This is a genomic window from Niveibacterium sp. 24ML (genome assembly GCF_026586805.1).
Taxonomy (GTDB): Bacteria; Pseudomonadota; Gammaproteobacteria; order Burkholderiales; family Rhodocyclaceae; genus Niveibacterium.
The window spans coordinates 89,924-107,712 of the sequence record NZ_JAPFHA010000009.1; the positions used below are offsets into that span (position 1 = coordinate 89,924).

Annotated in this window: 12 protein-coding genes; 9 read left to right on the forward strand and 3 right to left on the reverse strand. The window is 60.6% G+C overall.

What is annotated here, in order from left to right:
* Positions 1-5 precede the first annotated feature (5 nt).
* The 5 genes from OPU71_RS09855 to OPU71_RS09875 all read left to right on the forward strand — a co-directional run bounded on the left by OPU71_RS09855 (position 6) and on the right by OPU71_RS09875 (position 6,759).
* A complete protein-coding gene (locus OPU71_RS09855) occupies positions 6-1,499 on the forward strand; it encodes an aldehyde dehydrogenase (protein ID WP_267727790.1) in 1,494 nt (497 codons plus the stop codon).
* A gap of 147 nt (positions 1,500-1,646) precedes the next feature.
* Positions 1,647-2,918: a 4-aminobutyrate--2-oxoglutarate transaminase gene (gene gabT / locus OPU71_RS09860; protein ID WP_267727791.1), complete on the forward strand. Its 1,272-nt coding sequence runs from the start codon at positions 1,647-1,649 to the stop codon at positions 2,916-2,918.
* The gene (locus OPU71_RS09865) at positions 2,918-4,045 is read left to right on the forward strand and encodes an ABC transporter substrate-binding protein (protein ID WP_267727792.1); all 1,128 of its coding nucleotides are present in this window, start codon (positions 2,918-2,920) and stop codon (positions 4,043-4,045) included. Before gabT ends, OPU71_RS09865 begins: the two co-directional genes overlap by 1 nt.
* Positions 4,046-4,106: 61 nt before the next feature.
* On the forward strand, positions 4,107-5,474 hold the full coding sequence (glnT, locus tag OPU71_RS09870) for a type III glutamate--ammonia ligase (protein ID WP_267727793.1): 1,368 nt from the start codon (positions 4,107-4,109) through the stop codon (positions 5,472-5,474).
* A gap of 148 nt (positions 5,475-5,622) precedes the next feature.
* The gene (locus OPU71_RS09875; protein ID WP_267727794.1) at positions 5,623-6,759 is read left to right on the forward strand and encodes a hypothetical protein; all 1,137 of its coding nucleotides are present in this window, start codon (positions 5,623-5,625) and stop codon (positions 6,757-6,759) included.
* Between the two features lie 19 nt (positions 6,760-6,778).
* On the opposite strand, the gene OPU71_RS09880 is transcribed toward OPU71_RS09875, so the two are convergent.
* Genes OPU71_RS09880 through OPU71_RS09890 form a run of 3 tightly spaced genes read right to left on the reverse strand, consistent with a single transcriptional unit; the run spans position 6,779 to position 11,550 of the window.
* Positions 6,779-8,305, reverse strand: a complete 1,527-nt coding sequence (locus tag OPU71_RS09880; protein WP_267727795.1) for a SpoVR family protein — start codon at positions 8,303-8,305, stop codon at positions 6,779-6,781.
* On the reverse strand, positions 8,302-9,567 hold the full coding sequence (locus OPU71_RS09885; protein WP_267727796.1) for a YeaH/YhbH family protein: 1,266 nt from the start codon (positions 9,565-9,567) through the stop codon (positions 8,302-8,304). Before OPU71_RS09885 ends, OPU71_RS09880 begins: the two co-directional genes overlap by 4 nt.
* A 60-nt stretch (positions 9,568-9,627) precedes the next feature.
* Positions 9,628-11,550 (reverse strand): PrkA family serine protein kinase, encoded by a 1,923-nt coding sequence (locus OPU71_RS09890; protein ID WP_267727797.1) that lies wholly within the window; start codon positions 11,548-11,550, stop codon positions 9,628-9,630.
* 407 nt (positions 11,551-11,957) lie between these two features.
* Here OPU71_RS09890 and tig point away from each other — a divergent pair, with 407 nt between their 5' ends.
* From tig to lon, 4 genes are all read left to right on the forward strand, one after another.
* The gene (tig, locus tag OPU71_RS09895) at positions 11,958-13,265 is read left to right on the forward strand and encodes a trigger factor (protein ID WP_267727798.1); all 1,308 of its coding nucleotides are present in this window, start codon (positions 11,958-11,960) and stop codon (positions 13,263-13,265) included.
* A gap of 13 nt (positions 13,266-13,278) precedes the next feature.
* A complete protein-coding gene (gene clpP, locus OPU71_RS09900; RefSeq protein ID WP_324256053.1) occupies positions 13,279-13,929 on the forward strand; it encodes an ATP-dependent Clp endopeptidase proteolytic subunit ClpP in 651 nt (216 codons plus the stop codon).
* 29 nt (positions 13,930-13,958) lie between these two features.
* A complete protein-coding gene (clpX, locus tag OPU71_RS09905) occupies positions 13,959-15,224 on the forward strand; it encodes an ATP-dependent Clp protease ATP-binding subunit ClpX (protein WP_267727799.1) in 1,266 nt (421 codons plus the stop codon).
* Positions 15,225-15,299: 75 nt separating this feature from the next.
* Positions 15,300-17,717, forward strand: coding sequence for an endopeptidase La (gene lon / locus OPU71_RS09910; protein WP_267727800.1), 2,418 nt, complete (start codon positions 15,300-15,302; stop codon positions 17,715-17,717).
* Positions 17,718-17,789 lie beyond the last annotated feature (72 nt).

Here is a 17,789-nt window from a genome sequence, read left to right on the forward strand (position 1 = left end):
GCGTCATGACGACAAATCTGAATTCCTGGACCGAGATGGCGGGGCGCCTGCGCTTCGATGGCCGCGCGCTGATTAACGGTGAGCGGGTCGCTGCCGTGAGCGGACAGACCTTCGACTGCAATTCGCCGGTCGATGGCCGTTTCCTTGCGTCAGTCGCACAGGGCGATGCAGCCGATATCGATGCGGCGGTTGCGGCCGCTCGCGCTGCCTTTGAAGACCGCCGCTGGGCCGGACTTTCGCCGCGTGCGCGCAAGCAGATCATGATCCGCTTCGCGGACCAGATCCTCGCGCACAAGGACGAGCTTGCGCTCACCGAAACGCTCGATATGGGCAAGCCGATCCGCAACGCCCGTGCGACCGACGTGAACGCCTGCGCCAACACCATCCGCTGGTATGGCGAGGCGATCGACAAGGTCTACGACGAGATCGCGCCGACGGGTGACAAGGCCCTTGCGCTGATCACGCGCGAGCCGGTGGGCGTGGTGGGTGCCATCGTGCCGTGGAACTACCCGATGCTGATGGCCTCGTGGAAGATCGCCCCCGCGCTGGCAGTGGGCAACAGCGTGGTGTTGAAGCCCTCCGAAAAGTCACCGCTGACCGCGCTGCGTCTTGCTGAGCTGGCGCTCGAAGCGGGCATCCCGCCCGGTGTGTTCAACGTGGTGCCGGGCTTTGGTCACGAAGCGGGCAACGCGCTGTCGCTTCACATGGATGTCGACTGCATCGCCTTCACCGGCTCCACCCGCGTCGGCAAGCTCATCCTGGTCAATGCGGGGCAGAGCAACCTCAAGCGGGCCTGGGCGGAACTGGGTGGCAAGTCGCCCAACATCGTCTGTGCCGACTGCCCGGACCTGGATCGCGCAGTGGGCGCTGCGATCGGCTCGATCTTCTACAACCAGGGCGAGAGCTGCAACGCGCCGTCGCGCCTCTTCGTCGAGCGCTCGATCAAGGATGCCTTCCTCGAACGCGCCCTGGCGCTGATGCCCAAGTACCAGCCGGCCGATCCGCTTGCCGACGACACGGTGATGGGTGCGCTGGTCGACAAGACGCAGCTCGATACGGTGATGCGCTACATCGACTCGGGCCGCAAGGAAGGTGCCAAGTTGCTTGTTGGCGGCGAGCAGGCCCGCGCCGAAACCGGCGGCTTCTACGTCGCACCAACGATCTTCGATGGCGTGAAGAACGACATGACGATCGCGCGCGAGGAGATCTTCGGGCCGGTGCTGTCGGTGCTGGCCTTCGACGAAGTCGATGACGCGATCCGCCAGGCGAATCAGACCATCTACGGCCTGCAAGCCGGCGTATGGACGCGCGACATCAACAAAGCGCACCGCATCGCGCGTGCGCTGCGTGCCGGCACCGTGCATGTGAATCAGTACGACGAAGACGACATCACCGTGCCCTTCGGCGGCTACAAGCAGTCCGGCAACGGCCGCGACAAGTCGCTGCATGCGATGGACAAATACACCGAACTCAAGACGACTTGGATCGGCTTGGACTGAGCGAACGGCGGAATTGACCGCAGAGGCGCAGAGTCGCAGAGGGCCGCAGAGCGAACCGCCATCCGAGCGCCCTGTTGTATTTCTCCGCGGCCCTCTGCGTCTCCGCGTCTCTGCGGTGAACGATTTTGACTTTGATGGACCACTAACATGCCAAGCAACAAGGAACTCCACGAACGCCGTCTCGCCGCCACGCCGCGCGGCATCGCTGTCGGCAATTCGTTCTTCATCGACCGCGCCGAGAATGCGGAACTGTGGGATGTCGAAGGGCGCCGTTACATCGATTTCGGCGGCGGCATCGCGGTGCTCAACACCGGCCACCGTCACCCGAAGGTGATGGCCGCCGTCGCCGAGCAGCTCGAACGCTTCACGCACAGCTGCTACCAGGTCGTGCCCTACGAGAGCTACGTCACCCTGGCAGAGAAGATCAACCAGCTGACGCCCGGCACCCACGCCAAGAAGACCGCGTTCTTCTCCACCGGTGCCGAGGCGGTCGAGAACGTTGTGAAGATCGCGCGCGCTGCGACCAAGCGCTCCGGCATCATCGCCTTCTCCGGCGCTTTCCATGGCCGCTCGATGATGGCCGCGGCGCTCACCGGCAAGGTGGTGCCCTACAAGGTTGGCTTCGGCCCCTTCCCGGGCGAGATCTTCCACGCACCGTTTCCGGTGCCGCTGCACGGCGTGAGCGTGCAGGATTCGCTCGATTACATCCAACACCTGTTCAAGTCCGACATCGAACCCGCGCGCGTCGCGGCAATCATCCTCGAACCGGTGCAGGGCGAGGGCGGCTTCTATCAGGCGCCGGTCGACTTCATGGTCGCGCTACGCAAGCTGTGCGACGAACACGGCATCCTGCTGGTTGTGGACGAAGTGCAGACCGGCTTCGGCCGCACCGGCAAGTGGTTCGCGATGGAGCACTACCCGGTGCTCCCGGACATCATGACCATGGCCAAGAGCATGGCCGGCGGCACCACGCTGTCCGCCGTCTGTGGTCGTGCCGAGGTCATGGACGCGCCGTTGCCCGGCGGCCTCGGCGGCACCTATGCTGGTAGCCCGATGGCGATTGCTGCTTCGCACGCGGTGATCGAAGTCATCGAAGAGGAGGGCCTGATCGAGCGCGCGAACGTGTTGGGTGAAAAGCTGCGCGGCTTCCTCGAAGGCCTGCGCGCCAAGGTGCCGCAGATCGTTGATGTGCGCGGGCCTGGATCGATGATTGCGGTCGAGTTCAACGACCCGGCCACTGGCAACCCGGATGCCGATTTCACCAAGCGCGTGCAGGCCAAGGCGCTGGAGAAGGGCTTGATACTGCTGACCTGCGGCGTCTACGGCAACGTGCTGCGCCTGCTGTATCCGCTGACGACACCCGACGCGATCTTCGACGAGGCCCTGGGGATCCTCGCCGAAGCTTTGCAGGGCTGTTGATGCCCGGCTCCTCTCTGCTGCGCGCGCTGGTCGGCATTGCCGGCGCGCTGGCATTTCTGTGCGCATCCGGGGGGAGTGCCGCACAGACCGCACGACCCGCGGCGGCGGTAGGTGTCAGCCTGCCGCTGTCCGGGGTTTCGGCGGAAATCGGGTTGAGCTTTCTGGATGGCTTCAAGGCCTGCCTGGCGGCCGACCCGGTGGGAAGAGCGCTTGCGCTGCGCGTCTCCGACGAGACGGAAGCGGAATTGGCCGCGGAAGATCTGAAAGGCTGGGAGGCGCCCGGCAAGGACGGTGTGCTCGTGCTGACAGGCTTCTTCAGCGGCCCCGCGTCGAGCGCTGCGGTGAAGCGTGCCAACGCGGCAAAGATTCCGCTGGTCGCGCCAATGTCAGGTGGCGCGGCGGTCATCGGCGATGGCGGTGGTTGGGTGTTCCCGATCCGCAGCCCGGACAAGGTCATCGTGAGCGGTCTGGTTGCGCAGGGCGCACGATTGGGCATCAAGCGCCTTGCCGTGCTGGCGACGCGTGACGCAGAAGGCGTCGAACTGGTGCCGATCGTGCGTGCAGCAGCGGCGGCAAACGGGGTGCAGCTGGTGGCAATTGCAGAGGCAGAACTCGGTTCGGTCGAACTCGACAAGCAGGCTGCCGCAATACTCAACGCCAAGCCTGAAGGGGTGATTGCCCTTTCGGGGTATCAATCGACGGCCGACCTGTTCCTGCGCTTGCGCAAGGCGGGCTTCGCAGGGCAGTTGCTGGCTTTCGGCGATGTCGGTTCGCGCCCGCTCACCCGTTTGATGGGTGCGACGGTGCGCGGTGTCGGTATCGGCTTGGCTGTGCCCTCGCCAGCGAATCAGAGCGTGCCGCTGGCGCGCGACCTCGACGCGTTGATGCGCAAGGCCGGAAAGACGACTGACGAATTCACGTTCGAGGGCTGCATGGCTGCGCGAGTGATCGTCGATGCGATGCGCAAATCTGCTGCCAATCCGACGCGTGAGTCGCTGCGCAAGGCGCTGGAAAGCAGCAAGACGGTGGATGTGGGGGGCGTGGTGCTACACCTGCAACGCGAGGACCGCGACCGTAACGCCGGCGAACTCGTCGTTCTGGGCACTGACGGGCGGATCCTGCATTGACACAAGAGGTGGCGCGCGATGCACGCGCCACGCTGAAACACGACAAAGAGAGGGAATCGCCATGACCATGGCCAACGGTGCAGAACTCAATAGCGTTGAAATGCTCAAGGCCCGTTTGCGCGAAGCGGGCGTGCGCTATGTTTTCGCGCAGTTCACCGATATCCAGGGGGTTGCCAAGGGCAAGACGATTCCGCTCGCGCATCTGGAGGACGTGTTCTTGCCGGGCGCGGGATTCTCCGGCCCTTCGATCTGGGGCACCGGCCTGCCGCGGCACGGTCTGCGCTCTGAGTACTATGGCCGTGGCGACATCACGACGGCTCAGGTCTTGCCCTGGCTGCCGGGCCATGCGCGCATCGTGTGCGATGGCTACGTCGGTGGCGAGCCATTCGATCTTTGCCCGCGCCAGATCCTGCGCCGCCAGGTCGAACGCCTCGCCGCGCGCGGCTGGACGCTGAATGCCGGCCTTGAGCCGGAGTTCTTCCTGCTGCAACGTAATGCCGATGGCAGTGTGCGCCCGGCTGACGCGCACGATCACCTCGAGAAGCCTTCTTACGACTACAAGTCGCTCACACGCCAGCAGGCGTTTCTCGGTGCGCTGACTGATGCCTTGCAGGCCTGTGGGCTCGACGTTTTCCAGATCGACCATGAAGACGCGAGTGGCCAGTACGAGCTGAACTACCACTACAGCGATGCGCTGACGGCGGCAGACCGATTCATGCTGTTCAAGATGGCGGCGCACTCGATCGCCGAGTCGCTGGGCATGGTCTTCTCGATGATGCCCAAGCCCTTCGCGAACATGCCGGGCAGCGGCCTGCATTTTCACTTGTCGATTGCAGACGAAGCAGGGGGCGCGGTGTTCACTGATCGCAGTGATGCGCAAGGGCTTGGCCTGTCGCGAACGGGGTATCACTTTCTTGCGGGGCTGCTGCATCACGCGCCGGCGCTCGCGGCGCTGTGTGCGCCCACGGTGAATTCCTACAAACGCTTGGTGGTGGGCGAATCCCTTTCTGGCACGACATGGGCGCCCGCGCATATCGGCTATGGCGACAACAACCGGACCATGCTCGTCCGCGTGGCGCATTCGCGGCTTGAATGGCGCCTGCCTGACGCGTCGGCGAACCCTTACCTCGCGCTGGCGGCGGTGATTGCCGCGGGGCTTGATGGGGTGGCCCGCGCGCTTGAGCCTGGCGCGCCCTTCGGCGACGATGCGTATGAGTTGCCGCTGAGCGTGCTGCGGGAACGCGGTCTTGGCCAGTTGCCCGGCAATCTGGGCGATGCGGTGAGTGCGCTGGAGGCGGATACCGTGCTGGGCGAAGCCCTTGGCTCGGCTTTCACCGCCGAGTTCTGTCGCTTCAAGCGAATGGAATGGATCGAGTATTCACGCGCAGTGCATAGCTGGGAAACCGAGCGCTACGCCGACAGGTTTTGACCGGCGCGCAAAGCGCCCCAAGGGTATTGTCTTGCGCCGGCGGTTCGGATGCGCCATCTGATGCCGGCGGCAACGCACTGCGATGCGAAGGTCGCGCCTGCAAACACCTAGGCTTCACGATCTGCGCGGCATGCGGCATCCTTGTCGCATGAAAACTCAAATCCTGACACTGCTCATGGCCTTGGCCAGCGCGTCCCCGGCGCTCGCCGAAACGCTGCGCGTGGGCCCGAACGAAGCGATCCGCACAATTGCAGATGCCGCGCGCCTGGCCAAAGACGGTGACGTCGTCGAAATCACGGCGGGTGAATACCGTGGCGACGTGGCGGTGTGGAGCCAGAAGGACCTCACGATTCGTGGTGTCGGAGGCATGCCCCGCCTGCTTGCGATGGGGGCGTCGGCCGAAGGCAAGGGCATCTTCGTGGTGCGCGGAGAGCGGGTACGGATCGAGAACCTGGAGTTTCGCGGCGCGAAGGTGCGCGACAAGAACGGCGCAGGCATCCGTCTCGAAACCGGCAAGCTGACCGTGGTGGGCTGCAAGTTTCTCGAAAACGAGAACGGGATCCTGACCTCGAACAACGAGCAGATCGAACTCCAGGTAGAACGCAGTGAGTTCGGCCACAACGGCGCTGGCGACGGGCAGAGTCACAACCTGTACGCCGGCAAGATTGCGAGTCTGAAGGTTTCTGGCAGCTACTTTCACCATGCGAAGGTGGGGCATCTGCTCAAGTCGCGCGCCCGCGACAACCGCATCCTCTACAACCGCCTGACTGACGAGATCGCCGGCAAGGCCAGTTATGAGCTGGAGTTTCCGTCAGGTGGCATCGCGGTGGTGATTGGCAACCTGATCGAGCAGTCGAGCAGCAGCGAGAACTTCAAGATCATCAGCATGGGTGCCGAGGGCCTGGCTTGGCCGACGAATGCACTCTACCTGTCGCATAACACGATTGTTAACGATAGGCCGCAGGGCGCCAGAATGCTTGATGCCCGGGATGGGGTGTCGCTGTTGGCGGTGAACAATGTGCTGGTGGGGCGTGCCGCGAGCATTGATCTGCCCGCGCAGAAGAGTCTGGGCAACGTGGAGGGTGATTGGCCGGATTTCGTGCGCCCGCAGCGCGACGATTACCGACTGCGCAACGATTCGAAGCTACTGGGTGCGGCCGAGAAGGCGGGGTTTGCCGGTAGTTTCGACCTCACGCCCACGGCGGAATATGTGCATCCGGTGCAGATACGTGCAGTGGCACCCAAGCGCTGGTCGCCTGGCGCATTCCAGACGCCTGGCGGCTGACCGGGCCCATTGCTTGGCCTCAGGGCGTGCGCGGCTGGCGCCGCTCGAACCGTAACTCGCGCAGGGTTTCGACGTGGCCGTCCTCGTGCTGGGTTTCCAGCCGCACGTTAAAACCCCACAGCCGCGCAACATGCCTTAGCACTTCGTCCATGCTTTCGCCGATCGGGCGGCGATGGTAAGCGTGGTGGCGCAGGGTCAGCGAGCGATCGCCGCGCAGATCGACATTCCAGACCTGGATGCTCGGTTCCCGGCTGCCAATGTTGTACTGGTCGGAAAGCTTCTGGCGAATGAGCTTGTAGCCCGCTTCGTCATGAATCGCCGAGATGTGCAGCTTTTGTTTGCGGTCGTCATCGAGCACCGCGAAAAGCTTGAAATCGCGCATCAGTTTGGGCGACAGGAACTGCGCGATGAAGCTTTCATCCTTGAAGCTGCGCATCGCGAAATCGAACACTTCGCACCAGTTGCCGCCAGCGATGTCCGGGAACCATTGCCGATCTTCATCGGTTGGGTGCTCGCAGATGCGCCGGATGTCGGTCCACATTGCAAAGCCCAGCGCGTAGGGGTTGATGCCGGAGTACCAAGGCACGTTGTAGGGCGGTTGCATCACCACGTTGGTGTGGGAATGCAGAAACTCCATCATGAAGCTGTCGGTCAGCAGACCTTCGTCGTACAGCGTGTTCAGCAAGGTGTAGTGCCAGAACGTGGCCCAGCCTTCGTTCATGACCTGCGTCTGCCGTTGCGGGAAAAAGTACTGCGCAATCTTTCTTACGATGCGGACGACCTCGCGTTGCCAGGGTTCCAGCAGCGGCGCGTGTTTCTCGAAGAAGTACAGCACGTTCTCTTCCGGCTCGGGCGGAAAACGCACGGCTTGCACTTCGCTTGGCCGCACGTCGTGCGCGGGCAGGGTTCGCCACAGGTCGTTCACCTGGCTTTGGAGGTATTCCTCGCGCTCGTGCTGGCGCAGTTGTTCCTTTTCGAGCGACAACTTCGGCGGGCGCTTGTAGCGGTCGACGCCCACATTCATCAGCGCGTGGCAGGAATCGAGCAGCAGTTCCACCTCTTCTTCGCCGTAGCGCTCTTCGCACTGGCTGATGTAGCTCCGCGCGAAGATCAGGTAGTCGACGATGGCGTCCGCATTGGTCCAGGTGCGGAAGAGGTAGTTGCCCTTGAAGAATGAGTTGTGGCCGTAAGCTGCGTGCGCGATCACCAGGGCCTGCATCGTCATGGTGTTCTCTTCCATGAGGTAGGCGATGCAAGGGTTGGAGTTGATCACGATCTCGTAGGCCAGGCCCATCTGGCCGCGCCGATAGCCTTTTTCGGTGGAGAGGAAATGCTTCCCGAAGCTCCAGTGGTGGTAGTTCACCGGCATACCGACCGAGGCGTAGGCGTCCATCATCTGCTCGGATGTGATCACCTCGATCTGGTTCGGGTAAGTGTCGAGCCCAAAGCTCTCTGCGACCCGAGCGATTTCGCGCTGATACTCGTCGATCAACTCGAAGGTCCACTCGGCTGGCGCGGGGAGGGGCTTGCTGCGACGTTTCTTCATGCCGTGGTTTTCTTGAAGAGTTCGCGGAACACCGGATAGATGTTGGCGAGCGATTCGATCCGCTGCATCGCGAAGTTGCCATGACTGCCTTGCAGCTTCTCGTATTCTCGCCACAGGTTCTGCGGCTCGCCCGGCGTGATCTCGATGTAAGCGAAGTGCTGCACGAAGGGCAGGATGTTGTCAGCGAGCAGCTCGCGGCAATGCGGTGAATCGTTCTCCCAGTTGTCGCCATCGGACGCCTGCGCGCCGTAGATGTTCCAGAGGCTGGTGGCGTAGCGCTCCTGGATGATGTCCTTCATTAGCTCGAGTGCGCTTGAGACCACCGTGCCGCCGGATTCGCGCGAGTGGAAGAAATCTTCTTCGTCGACTTCTTTCGCAACCGTGTGGTGCCGGATGAACACCACCTCGATCTTTTCGTAGTTCCGCGTCAGGAAGAGATACAGCAGCATGAAGAAGCGCTTAGCGGTGGCCTTCTTGTCTTCGTCCATCGAGCCGGACACGTCCATCACGCAGAACATCACCGCGCGGGTCGAGGGCTTGGGAATCCGGATGCGGTTGTTGTAGCGCAGGTCCACCTTGTCGATGAAAGGGATGCCTTCGATCTTGGCGCGCAGGCGGGCGATTTCTTCGAGTAGCTGTTCGACTTCGGGGTCGGTTTCTGCGCGCTCAAGGCGGAGCTGCTCGAGCCGCTCGCGCGCATCGCGCAGTTCGGCCGCAAACGGGGAGCCCAGCGCGAGGCGCCGCCCGAGTGCGCCGCGCAGCGAACGCACAATGTTGATGTTGGCGGGCGTGCCGCTGGAGGTGAAACCCGCGCGCTGCAGTTTGTATTCCGGAATCGCGGCGAGCTGCGTCTTTACGAGGTTGGGCAGCGCGAGGTCGTCGAAGAACACATCGAGGAATTCTTCGCGTGAGAGCTGGAAGACGAAGTCGTCGGTGCTCTCGCCCTCGTTGCTCGCCTTGCCTTTGCCGGATCCGCCGGCGCCACCGAGCGGGCGGTCCACTTCGTCGCCGGCTGCGAACTGGTCGTTACCGGAAAACACGGTTTCCCATTCGCCGCTGCGGCCCAGACCGAACTGCGGCTCGGAGATGTCTTTTGTCGGAATCGAGACACTCTCGCCGTTGTCGACGTCGCGAATCGAACGACCGTCGATCGCGTCGGCAACCGCTTTGCGGATTTGTTGCTTGAAACGGCGAAAGAAGCGCTGGCGGTTAACCGCGCTCTTGTTCTTGCTATCGAACCGCCGGTCGATGATGCGAACCATCGTGGGCATCCTCGCGCCACCACTTGCGTGGCGGCGCCATCGTTCAGGGAAGCGTTGCGCTTACGACGACTTGCGCACGCGCAGGTACCAGTCGCACAGCAGCCGTACCTGGTTTTCGGTGTAGCCCTTGGTAATCATGCGGTTGACGAAGTCCTGATGCTTCTTCTGTTCTTCCTGGCTGCCCTTGGGCGTAAAGGAAATCACCGGAAGCAGATCTTCAGTGTTCGAGAACATCTTCTTCTCGATCACCGCCCGCAGCTTCTCGTAGGACGTCCAGCTCGGGTTCTTGCCATTGTTCTTGGCGCGTGCCCGCAGCACGAAGTTGACTACCTCGTTGCGGAAGTCCTTCGGGTTGCTGATGCCGGCCGGCTTTTCGATCTTCTCCAGCTCGTCGTTGAGCGCGGAGCGGTTGAAGATCTCGCCGGTGTTCGGGTCGCGATACTCCTGATCCTGGATCCAGAAATCGGCGTAGATCACGTAACGGTCAAAGATGTTTTGACCATACTCCGAGTAGCTTTCGAGGTAGGCGGTCTGGATTTCCTTGCCGATGAACTCGGCGTAGCGGGGCGCCAAAAACTCCTTGATGAAGGCGTTGTAGCGCTGCTCTACCTCGGGCGGAAACTGCTCCTGCTCGATCTGCTGTTCGAGTACGTACATGAGGTGTACCGGGTTTGCAGCTACCTCGCGATGGTCAAAATTGAACACGCGGGAGAGCACCTTGAAGGCGAAGCGGGTGGATAGCCCGGCCATGCCTTCATCGACACCCGCGTAGTCGCGATACTCCTGATACGACTTGGCCTTGGGGTCGGTGTCCTTGAGGTTTTCACCGTCGTAGACGCGCATCTTCGAGTAGATGCTGGAGTTCTCTGGCTCTTTCAGGCGCGAGAGCGCAACGAACTGGCCCAGCATGCGCAGCGTGTCGGGCGCGCAGGGCGCTGCCGATAGCGAACTGTTCTGCAGCAGCTTCTCGTAGATCCGGATCTCTTCCGATACCCGCAGGCAGTACGGCACCTTCACGGTGTAGATCCGATCGAGGAAGGCTTCGTTGTTGCGGTTGTTGCGGAACTGCATCCACTCGGACTCATTCGAGTGGGCCAGGATTACGCCGTCGAACGGGATCGCCCCGAAGCCCTCGGTGCCCTTGTAATTGCCTTCCTGCGTTGCAGTCAGCAGGGGGTGCAGCACCTTGATCGGCGCCTTGAACATCTCGACAAACTCAAGCATGCCGCGGTTGGCCAGGCAAAGTCCGCCCGAGTACGAGTACGCGTCCGGATCGCTTTGCGAGTAGCGGTCGAGCATGCGGATATCCACCTTGCCCACCAGGGAGGAAATGTCCTGGTTGTTCTCGTCGCCGGGCTCGGTCTTGGCGACCGCGGTCTGGTGCAAGCCCGAGGGGCGCAACTTGACGACGCGGAACTTGGTGATGTCGCCGTTGAACTCCTGCAAACGCTTCACCGCCCACGGTGACATGATCGTATTGAGATACCGGGCCGGGATGCCATAGTCGTCTTCGAGAATCTTGCCGTCTTCGGTCAGATCGAAGAGCCCCAGCGGCGATTCATGCACCGGTGAGCCCTTGATCGCGTAGAACGGCATCTTTTCGATCAGGCTCTTGAGCTTCTCAGCCAACGACGACTTGCCCCCGCCCACCGGCCCCAACAGATAGAGAATCTGCTTCTTTTCTTCCAGCCCCTGCGCTGCATGGCGGAAGTAAGCAACGATATTCTCGATCGCCTCTTCCATGCCGTAGAACTCTTTGAACGCGGGGTAGATCTTGATGACCTTGTTCGAGAAGATCCGCGAAAGCCGGGGATCAAGCCGGGTGTCCAGCATCTCCGGCTCGCCAATCGCCATCAGCATCCGCTCGGCCGCGGTTGCGTAGGCAAGCGGATCGGAGCGGCAGAGGTTGAGGTACTCCTGTATCGAGAGCTCCTCCTCCTTGGTTGCGTCAAAACGGGCCTGATAGGCAGCGAAGATGCTCATGACCGAACCTCCTCTACGTCGAGCCCGACTGTTCGGGCGTTTGCCGTACGCTCATTCCTTAACGGACGTCCTGCGGGTGAAGTTGAGTCCATCTTTGCAGATCGTCTTGGGTGAAGACCGGCTTGATGTGAGTCTGGTTCCCGAACGCCATTTGCGCCAGCCGGATTTGCAAGCACATGCGCCGCCGACGCCAGCCAAGGCGCCGTGGCCCGACATGACGGCGCGCCCAGTCAGGAGCAGCGCGCCGCATGCTCAGTCTCGGAATGGCGGAATCCGCTGTGTTAGAATCGAAGGTTTCGAGAACCACCGTAACCTACCGGCGGGCTCTTCGTCTGACAGCGGCGCGCGCGAGCGGCTGCCTGCTGTTTGTGAAGCGTCCATCTGTCGTCATCCAAGGAATACACTGAATGCAGACCAACGAAGTGACGCTTGGCGCGCTCGAGCGCCGCATCGACATGTCGGTGACTGTCGCTGACATCGAACGCGAAGTCGAAGCGCGCCTGAAGAAGCTCTCCCGCACCGTCAAGATGGCTGGATTCCGGCCGGGCAAGGTGCCGTTCAAGATCGTCTCGCAGACGCATGGTCCGCAAGCTCGTTCAGAAGCCATCGGCGCCGCAGTCGAGAAGGCATTCGGCGACAAAGTTCGCGAACAAAACCTGCGCGTTGCAGGCTATCCGCGCATCGAAGCCAAGCCGGGCGATGCGAAGGATGTAATGGAATTCTCCGCCGTGTTCGAGGTCTATCCCGAGTTCGAGCTGGCCGACATCAGTGGCAAGCAGATCGAGCGTCCGGTTCTGACTGTCAGCGATGCGGAAGTCGATCGCACGATCGAAATCCTGCGCAAGCAGCGCACCACGTTCGAGGCAGCAGATCGCGCAGCAGCGGCTGGTGATCGAGTCACGATCGACTTTGTTGGCAAGAAGGACGGTGAGCCGTTCCAGGGCGGCACGGCAGAAGACTTCCCCTTCGTCATTGGTGGCGGAAGCATGCTGGCCGACTTCGAGACCCAGGTTCAGGGTGTCAGTGTTGGTGAAAGCAAGTCTTTCGATTTGACCTTCCCGACTGACTATCAAGCGCAGGATCTGGCGGGCAAGACCGTTCAGTTCGAGATCACGCTCAAGAAGGTCGAAGCGCCAAAGCTGCCCGAAATCGATGCGGAATTTGCCAAGTCGCTCGGCGTTGCTGACGGCGATGTGTCGAAGATGCGCGATGAAGTGAAGGCCAACCTTGAGCGCGAAGTGCGTCGCCGCATTCAGGCAAAGGTCAAGGAGCAGGCGATGAACCTGCTGCTGGAAAGCAATCCGATCGAAGTGCCCAAGGCGCTGGTCGAGACGGAAAGCGCCCAGTTGGCGGAGAATGCCCGTCAGGATTTCGCATCGCGTGGCATGGACGTTGCCAAGATGCCGATCGAGCCGGCATGGTTCGCCGATCAGGCTGTGCGTCGCGTGAAGCTTGGCTTGGTTCTTGCTGAGGTCGTCAAGAAGAATCAGTTGCACGCCAAGCCGGAACAGATTCGCGCTATGGTCGATGACTACTCGTCGAGCTTTGAAGATCCGGCAGAAGTCGTAAAGTGGTACTACTCGCAACCGCAGCGCCTGGCGCAAGCGGAAGCTATCGTGATTGAAGACAACGTGGTTGAGTGGGTTCTCAAGACCGCGCAGGCAACCGACAAGCCGGTGGCCTTCGACGAATTGATGGGAAACACCAACCGCTAAGCGGAAGGGTTATATGAACGGCAACCGAACCAACGCTTCATGGCAGTCAGACTGGGATCCTCAGGGCCTCGGTCTGGTCCCGATGGTCGTCGAACAAAGTGGTCGTGGCGAACGCGCCTACGACATTTATTCGCGTCTGCTCAAGGAGCGCATTGTCTTCCTCGTTGGACCCGTCAATGATGCAACCGCCAATCTGGTGGTCGCGCAGTTGCTCTTCCTCGAGGCAGACAACCCGGACAAGGATATCTATTTCTATATCAACTCTCCCGGGGGTTCGGTTACTGCCGGCATGGCGATTTACGACACCATGCAGTTCATCAAGCCGGACGTTAGCACCTTGTGTGTCGGGCAGGCCGCAAGCATGGGGGCATTCCTGCTGTCTGCGGGCGCCAAAGGCAAGCGGATTTCTCTGCCGAATTCGCGGATCATGATTCACCAGCCCTTGGGCGGCTTCCAGGGGCAGGCCTCGGACATCGCGATTCACGCACGCGAGATCCTTTCCTTGCGTGAAAAGCTCAACGACATCCTTGCCCGCAACACCGGGCAGTCGGTCGAGCAGATTGAGCGCGACACGGATCGGGACAACTTCATGTCCGCCGATGAGGCGGTGACCTACGGACTGGTCGACAAGGTTCTGGCGAACCGTGCGCAGGTCAGCGGGTAATCTGTACGTAACTGAACGAGAGCGCGAGCATGGCTGACAAGAAAACCGGTAGCGAGAAGCTGCTGTATTGCTCGTTCTGCGGCAAGAGCCAGCACGAGGTCCGCAAACTCATCGCGGGCCCGTCGGTGTTCATTTGCGACGAGTGCATCGAGCTTTGCAACGACATCATCCGTGATGAGGTCGGTGGCGACACCGCCGCGAAGGCAGATCGGACCGATTTGCCGACTCCCAAAGAGATCGGTGCCATCCTTGATCAGTATGTGATTGGACAGGATCCGGCCAAGCGCATTCTCTCTGTAGCGGTGTACAACCACTACAAGCGTCTGCGGCATCAGAACCGGAACGACGATGTCGAGATTTCGAAGAGCAACATCCTGTTGATCGGACCTACCGGGTCGGGCAAGACGTTGCTCGCGCAAACGCTGGCCCGTTTGCTTAACGTACCGTTCGTGATGGCCGATGCAACCACCCTGACCGAAGCCGGGTACGTGGGTGAAGACGTCGAGAACATCATCCAGAAGTTGCTTCAGAAGTGCGACTACGATGTCGACAAGGCCCAGCAAGGTATTGTTTACATCGACGAGATCGACAAGATTTCGCGCAAGGCGGATAACCCTTCGATTACCCGCGACGTATCGGGTGAGGGGGTTCAGCAGGCCCTGTTGAAGCTGATCGAAGGTACGGTCGCGGCCGTGCCGCCCCAAGGCGGGCGGAAGCACCCGAATCAGGATTTCGTACAGGTCGACACGACCAATATCCTGTTCATTTGTGGTGGTGCATTCGACGGGCTCGACAAGGTCATCCGTAATCGTGCCGAGGCGGTAAGTATCGGTTTCGGTGCTGCTGTGACCAGTCGTGACGGTCGTAACGTCAGTGAGGCACTGCGTTCGGTCGAGCCTGAGGATCTGATCAAGTACGGCCTGATTCCCGAGTTCATCGGGCGCCTGCCGGTCGTTGCGACCTTGCAGGAGTTGGACGAAACGGCGTTGATCCAGATTCTGGTCGAACCGAAGAACGCCTTGGTCAAGCAGTACCAGAAGCTCTTCTCGATGGAAGGTGTCGAGCTTGAGGTGCGTCCCACCGCTTTGCAGGCGATTGCCCGCAAGGCGCTGAAGCGCAAAACCGGCGCGCGTGGTTTGCGATCGATTCTTGAAAGCACACTGCTCGACATCATGTACGAGTTGCCGGGAATGGAGAACGTCTCGAAGGTCGTCGTCGACGACAGTACGATCGACGGGACAGGCAAGCCGCTGCTGATTTACGCGGATCAGCCCAAAGTCTCCGGCGCAAACTGACCCGACAGACTGGTCGGCTTGAAACGCGCACCGGGGATCCCCATATCCCCGGAACACGCTTACAAGGAAACAAACATGTCAAGCTTGCCCGACCTCCCTCCGGAACAGATTGAACTCCCGTTGCTGCCGCTGCGGGATGTTGTCGTGTTCCCTCATATGGTCATCCCGCTGTTTGTCGGGCGCCCGAAGTCAATCAAGGCGCTTGAGAACGCGATGGAGGCTGGCAAGAGCATTCTGCTTGTTGCTCAGAAGTCAGCAGCCAAGGATGAACCCACCGCCGAGGATCTCTACGACATCGGCTGCGTGGCCAATATTCTGCAGATGCTCAAGCTGCCCGATGGCACCGTGAAGGTGCTTGTCGAGGGCTTTCAGCGTGCCCAACTGGATGCGGTAGAAGACCAAGGTTCGGTTTTTGTTGCCCAAGTAACGCCGCTCAGGGGCGACGAGGTTCAGAACCACGAAGTCGAAGCAATGCGCCGCGCGATCCTTGCGCAGTTCGATCAGTATGTGAAACTGAACAAGAAGATTCCGCCGGAGATCCTTACCTCCCTGTCTGGCATCGACGAGCCTGGGCGCCTGGCCGACACGATTGCCGCACACCTTCCGCTCAAGCTAGAGCAAAAGCAGGGCGTGCTTGAATTGACGAGCGTTGTTGAGCGCATGGAAAAGCTGCTCTCGCAGCTTGAGACCGAACTTGACATTCTTCAGGTTGAAAAGCGCATCCGTGGCCGCGTCAAGCGCCAGATGGAGAAGAGTCAGCGCGAGTATTACCTCAACGAACAGGTCAAGGCGATCCAGAAGGAGCTTGGCGAAGGCGAAGAGGGTGCGGATCTCGAAGAGCTCGAAAAGAAGATCAAGGCTTCCGGTATGAGCAAAGAGGCGGCTGCGAAGGCGCAGTCCGAACTCAAGAAGCTCAAGATGATGTCGCCGATGTCTGCCGAGGCGACCGTCGTTCGCAATTTCATTGAAACCCTGGTTGGGCTTCCGTGGAAGAAGAAGTCGCGGATCAGCAAGGATCTGGCCGAAGCACAGAAGGTGCTCGATAAAGACCACTTTGGCCTGGATAAGGTCAAGGAGCGGATTCTCGAATACTTGGCAGTGCAGCAGCGCGTCGACAAATTGAAGGCGCCAATCTTGTGTTTGGTTGGGCCGCCTGGCGTTGGCAAGACTTCGCTTGGGCAGTCGATCGCCAAAGCCACGAACCGCAAGTTTGTCCGGATGAGTCTTGGCGGCGTTCGTGACGAGGCCGAAATCCGGGGGCATCGCCGCACCTACATCGGGTCGATGCCCGGCAAGATCCTGCAGAACATGACAAAGGTCGGGATTCGCAACCCGTTGTTCTTGCTCGACGAAGTTGACAAGATGGGTGCGGACTTCCGTGGTGATCCAAGTTCGGCGCTGCTGGAAGTGTTGGACCCTGAGCAGAACAGCACCTTTGTCGACCATTACATCGAGGTCGAGTACGACTTGTCAGATGTAATGTTCGTGGCGACTGCGAACAGCCTGAACATTCCTGCGCCCTTGCTGGACCGGATGGAAATCATTCGCTTGTCGGGTTACACCGAAGATGAAAAGGTCAGCATCGCTCAGCGCTATTTGATTCCGAAACAGATGAAGAACAACGGGATCAAGCGCGAAGAGTTGTCTGTAACTGAAGATGCGGTGCGAGACATCGTTCGTTTCTACACGCGCGAAGCGGGTGTTCGTAGCCTAGAGCGCGAGATCTCGAAGATCTGTCGCAAGGTCGTCAAGGCTATCGTGCTGCGTGCCAGGACGAGCAAAGTCATCGTTAATGCGAAAAACCTAGACAAATACCTCGGCGTGCGTCGCTATGCCTTTGGTGTCGCCGAGAAGGAAAACCAGGTTGGCCAAGTCACCGGTTTGGCCTGGACCGAGGTTGGCGGCGAGCTCCTGACCATCGAGTCAGTTGTTTTGCCCGGCAAGGGCAAGGTTCAGACAACGGGCAAGCTTGGCGAAGTCATGCAGGAGTCGATCCAGGCCGCGCTGTCTGTGGTGCGCAAGCGTGCCAAGCAGCTCGGGATTTCAGACGATTTCTACCAGAAGAGCGACATTCACATTCACCTGCCCGAGGGTGCCACCCCGAAAGATGGCCCGTCAGCAGGGATCGCGATCGCGACCGCCCTTGTGTCCGTTTTGACTGGTATCCCGGTTCGCGCGGATGTTGCGATGACTGGCGAAATCACCTTGCGCGGCGAGGTTCTCCCGATTGGCGGTTTGAAGGAGAAGCTCTTTGCGGCGGTGCGGGGCGGCATTCGTACGGCCCTGATTCCAGAAGAGAATGTGAAGGACCTGCAGGATCTTCCACCTGAAATTCGTGATCGCTTGGAGATCATTCCGGTCAAATGGATTGACAAGGTGCTTGAACTGGCGCTTGAGCGCGCACCAGAGCCGATCGCAGAACTCGTTTCGGATGGGGATGCGACGCCACCGCAAGCGGTTGAAGACGTTGCTGGTGTAATTCTGAAGCACTGAGTTCCCGGGTCGGAATTCAAGGGGGTGATCTGCTTTGCGGCGGATCGCCCCTTCCTCATTTTTGGCCTGCGC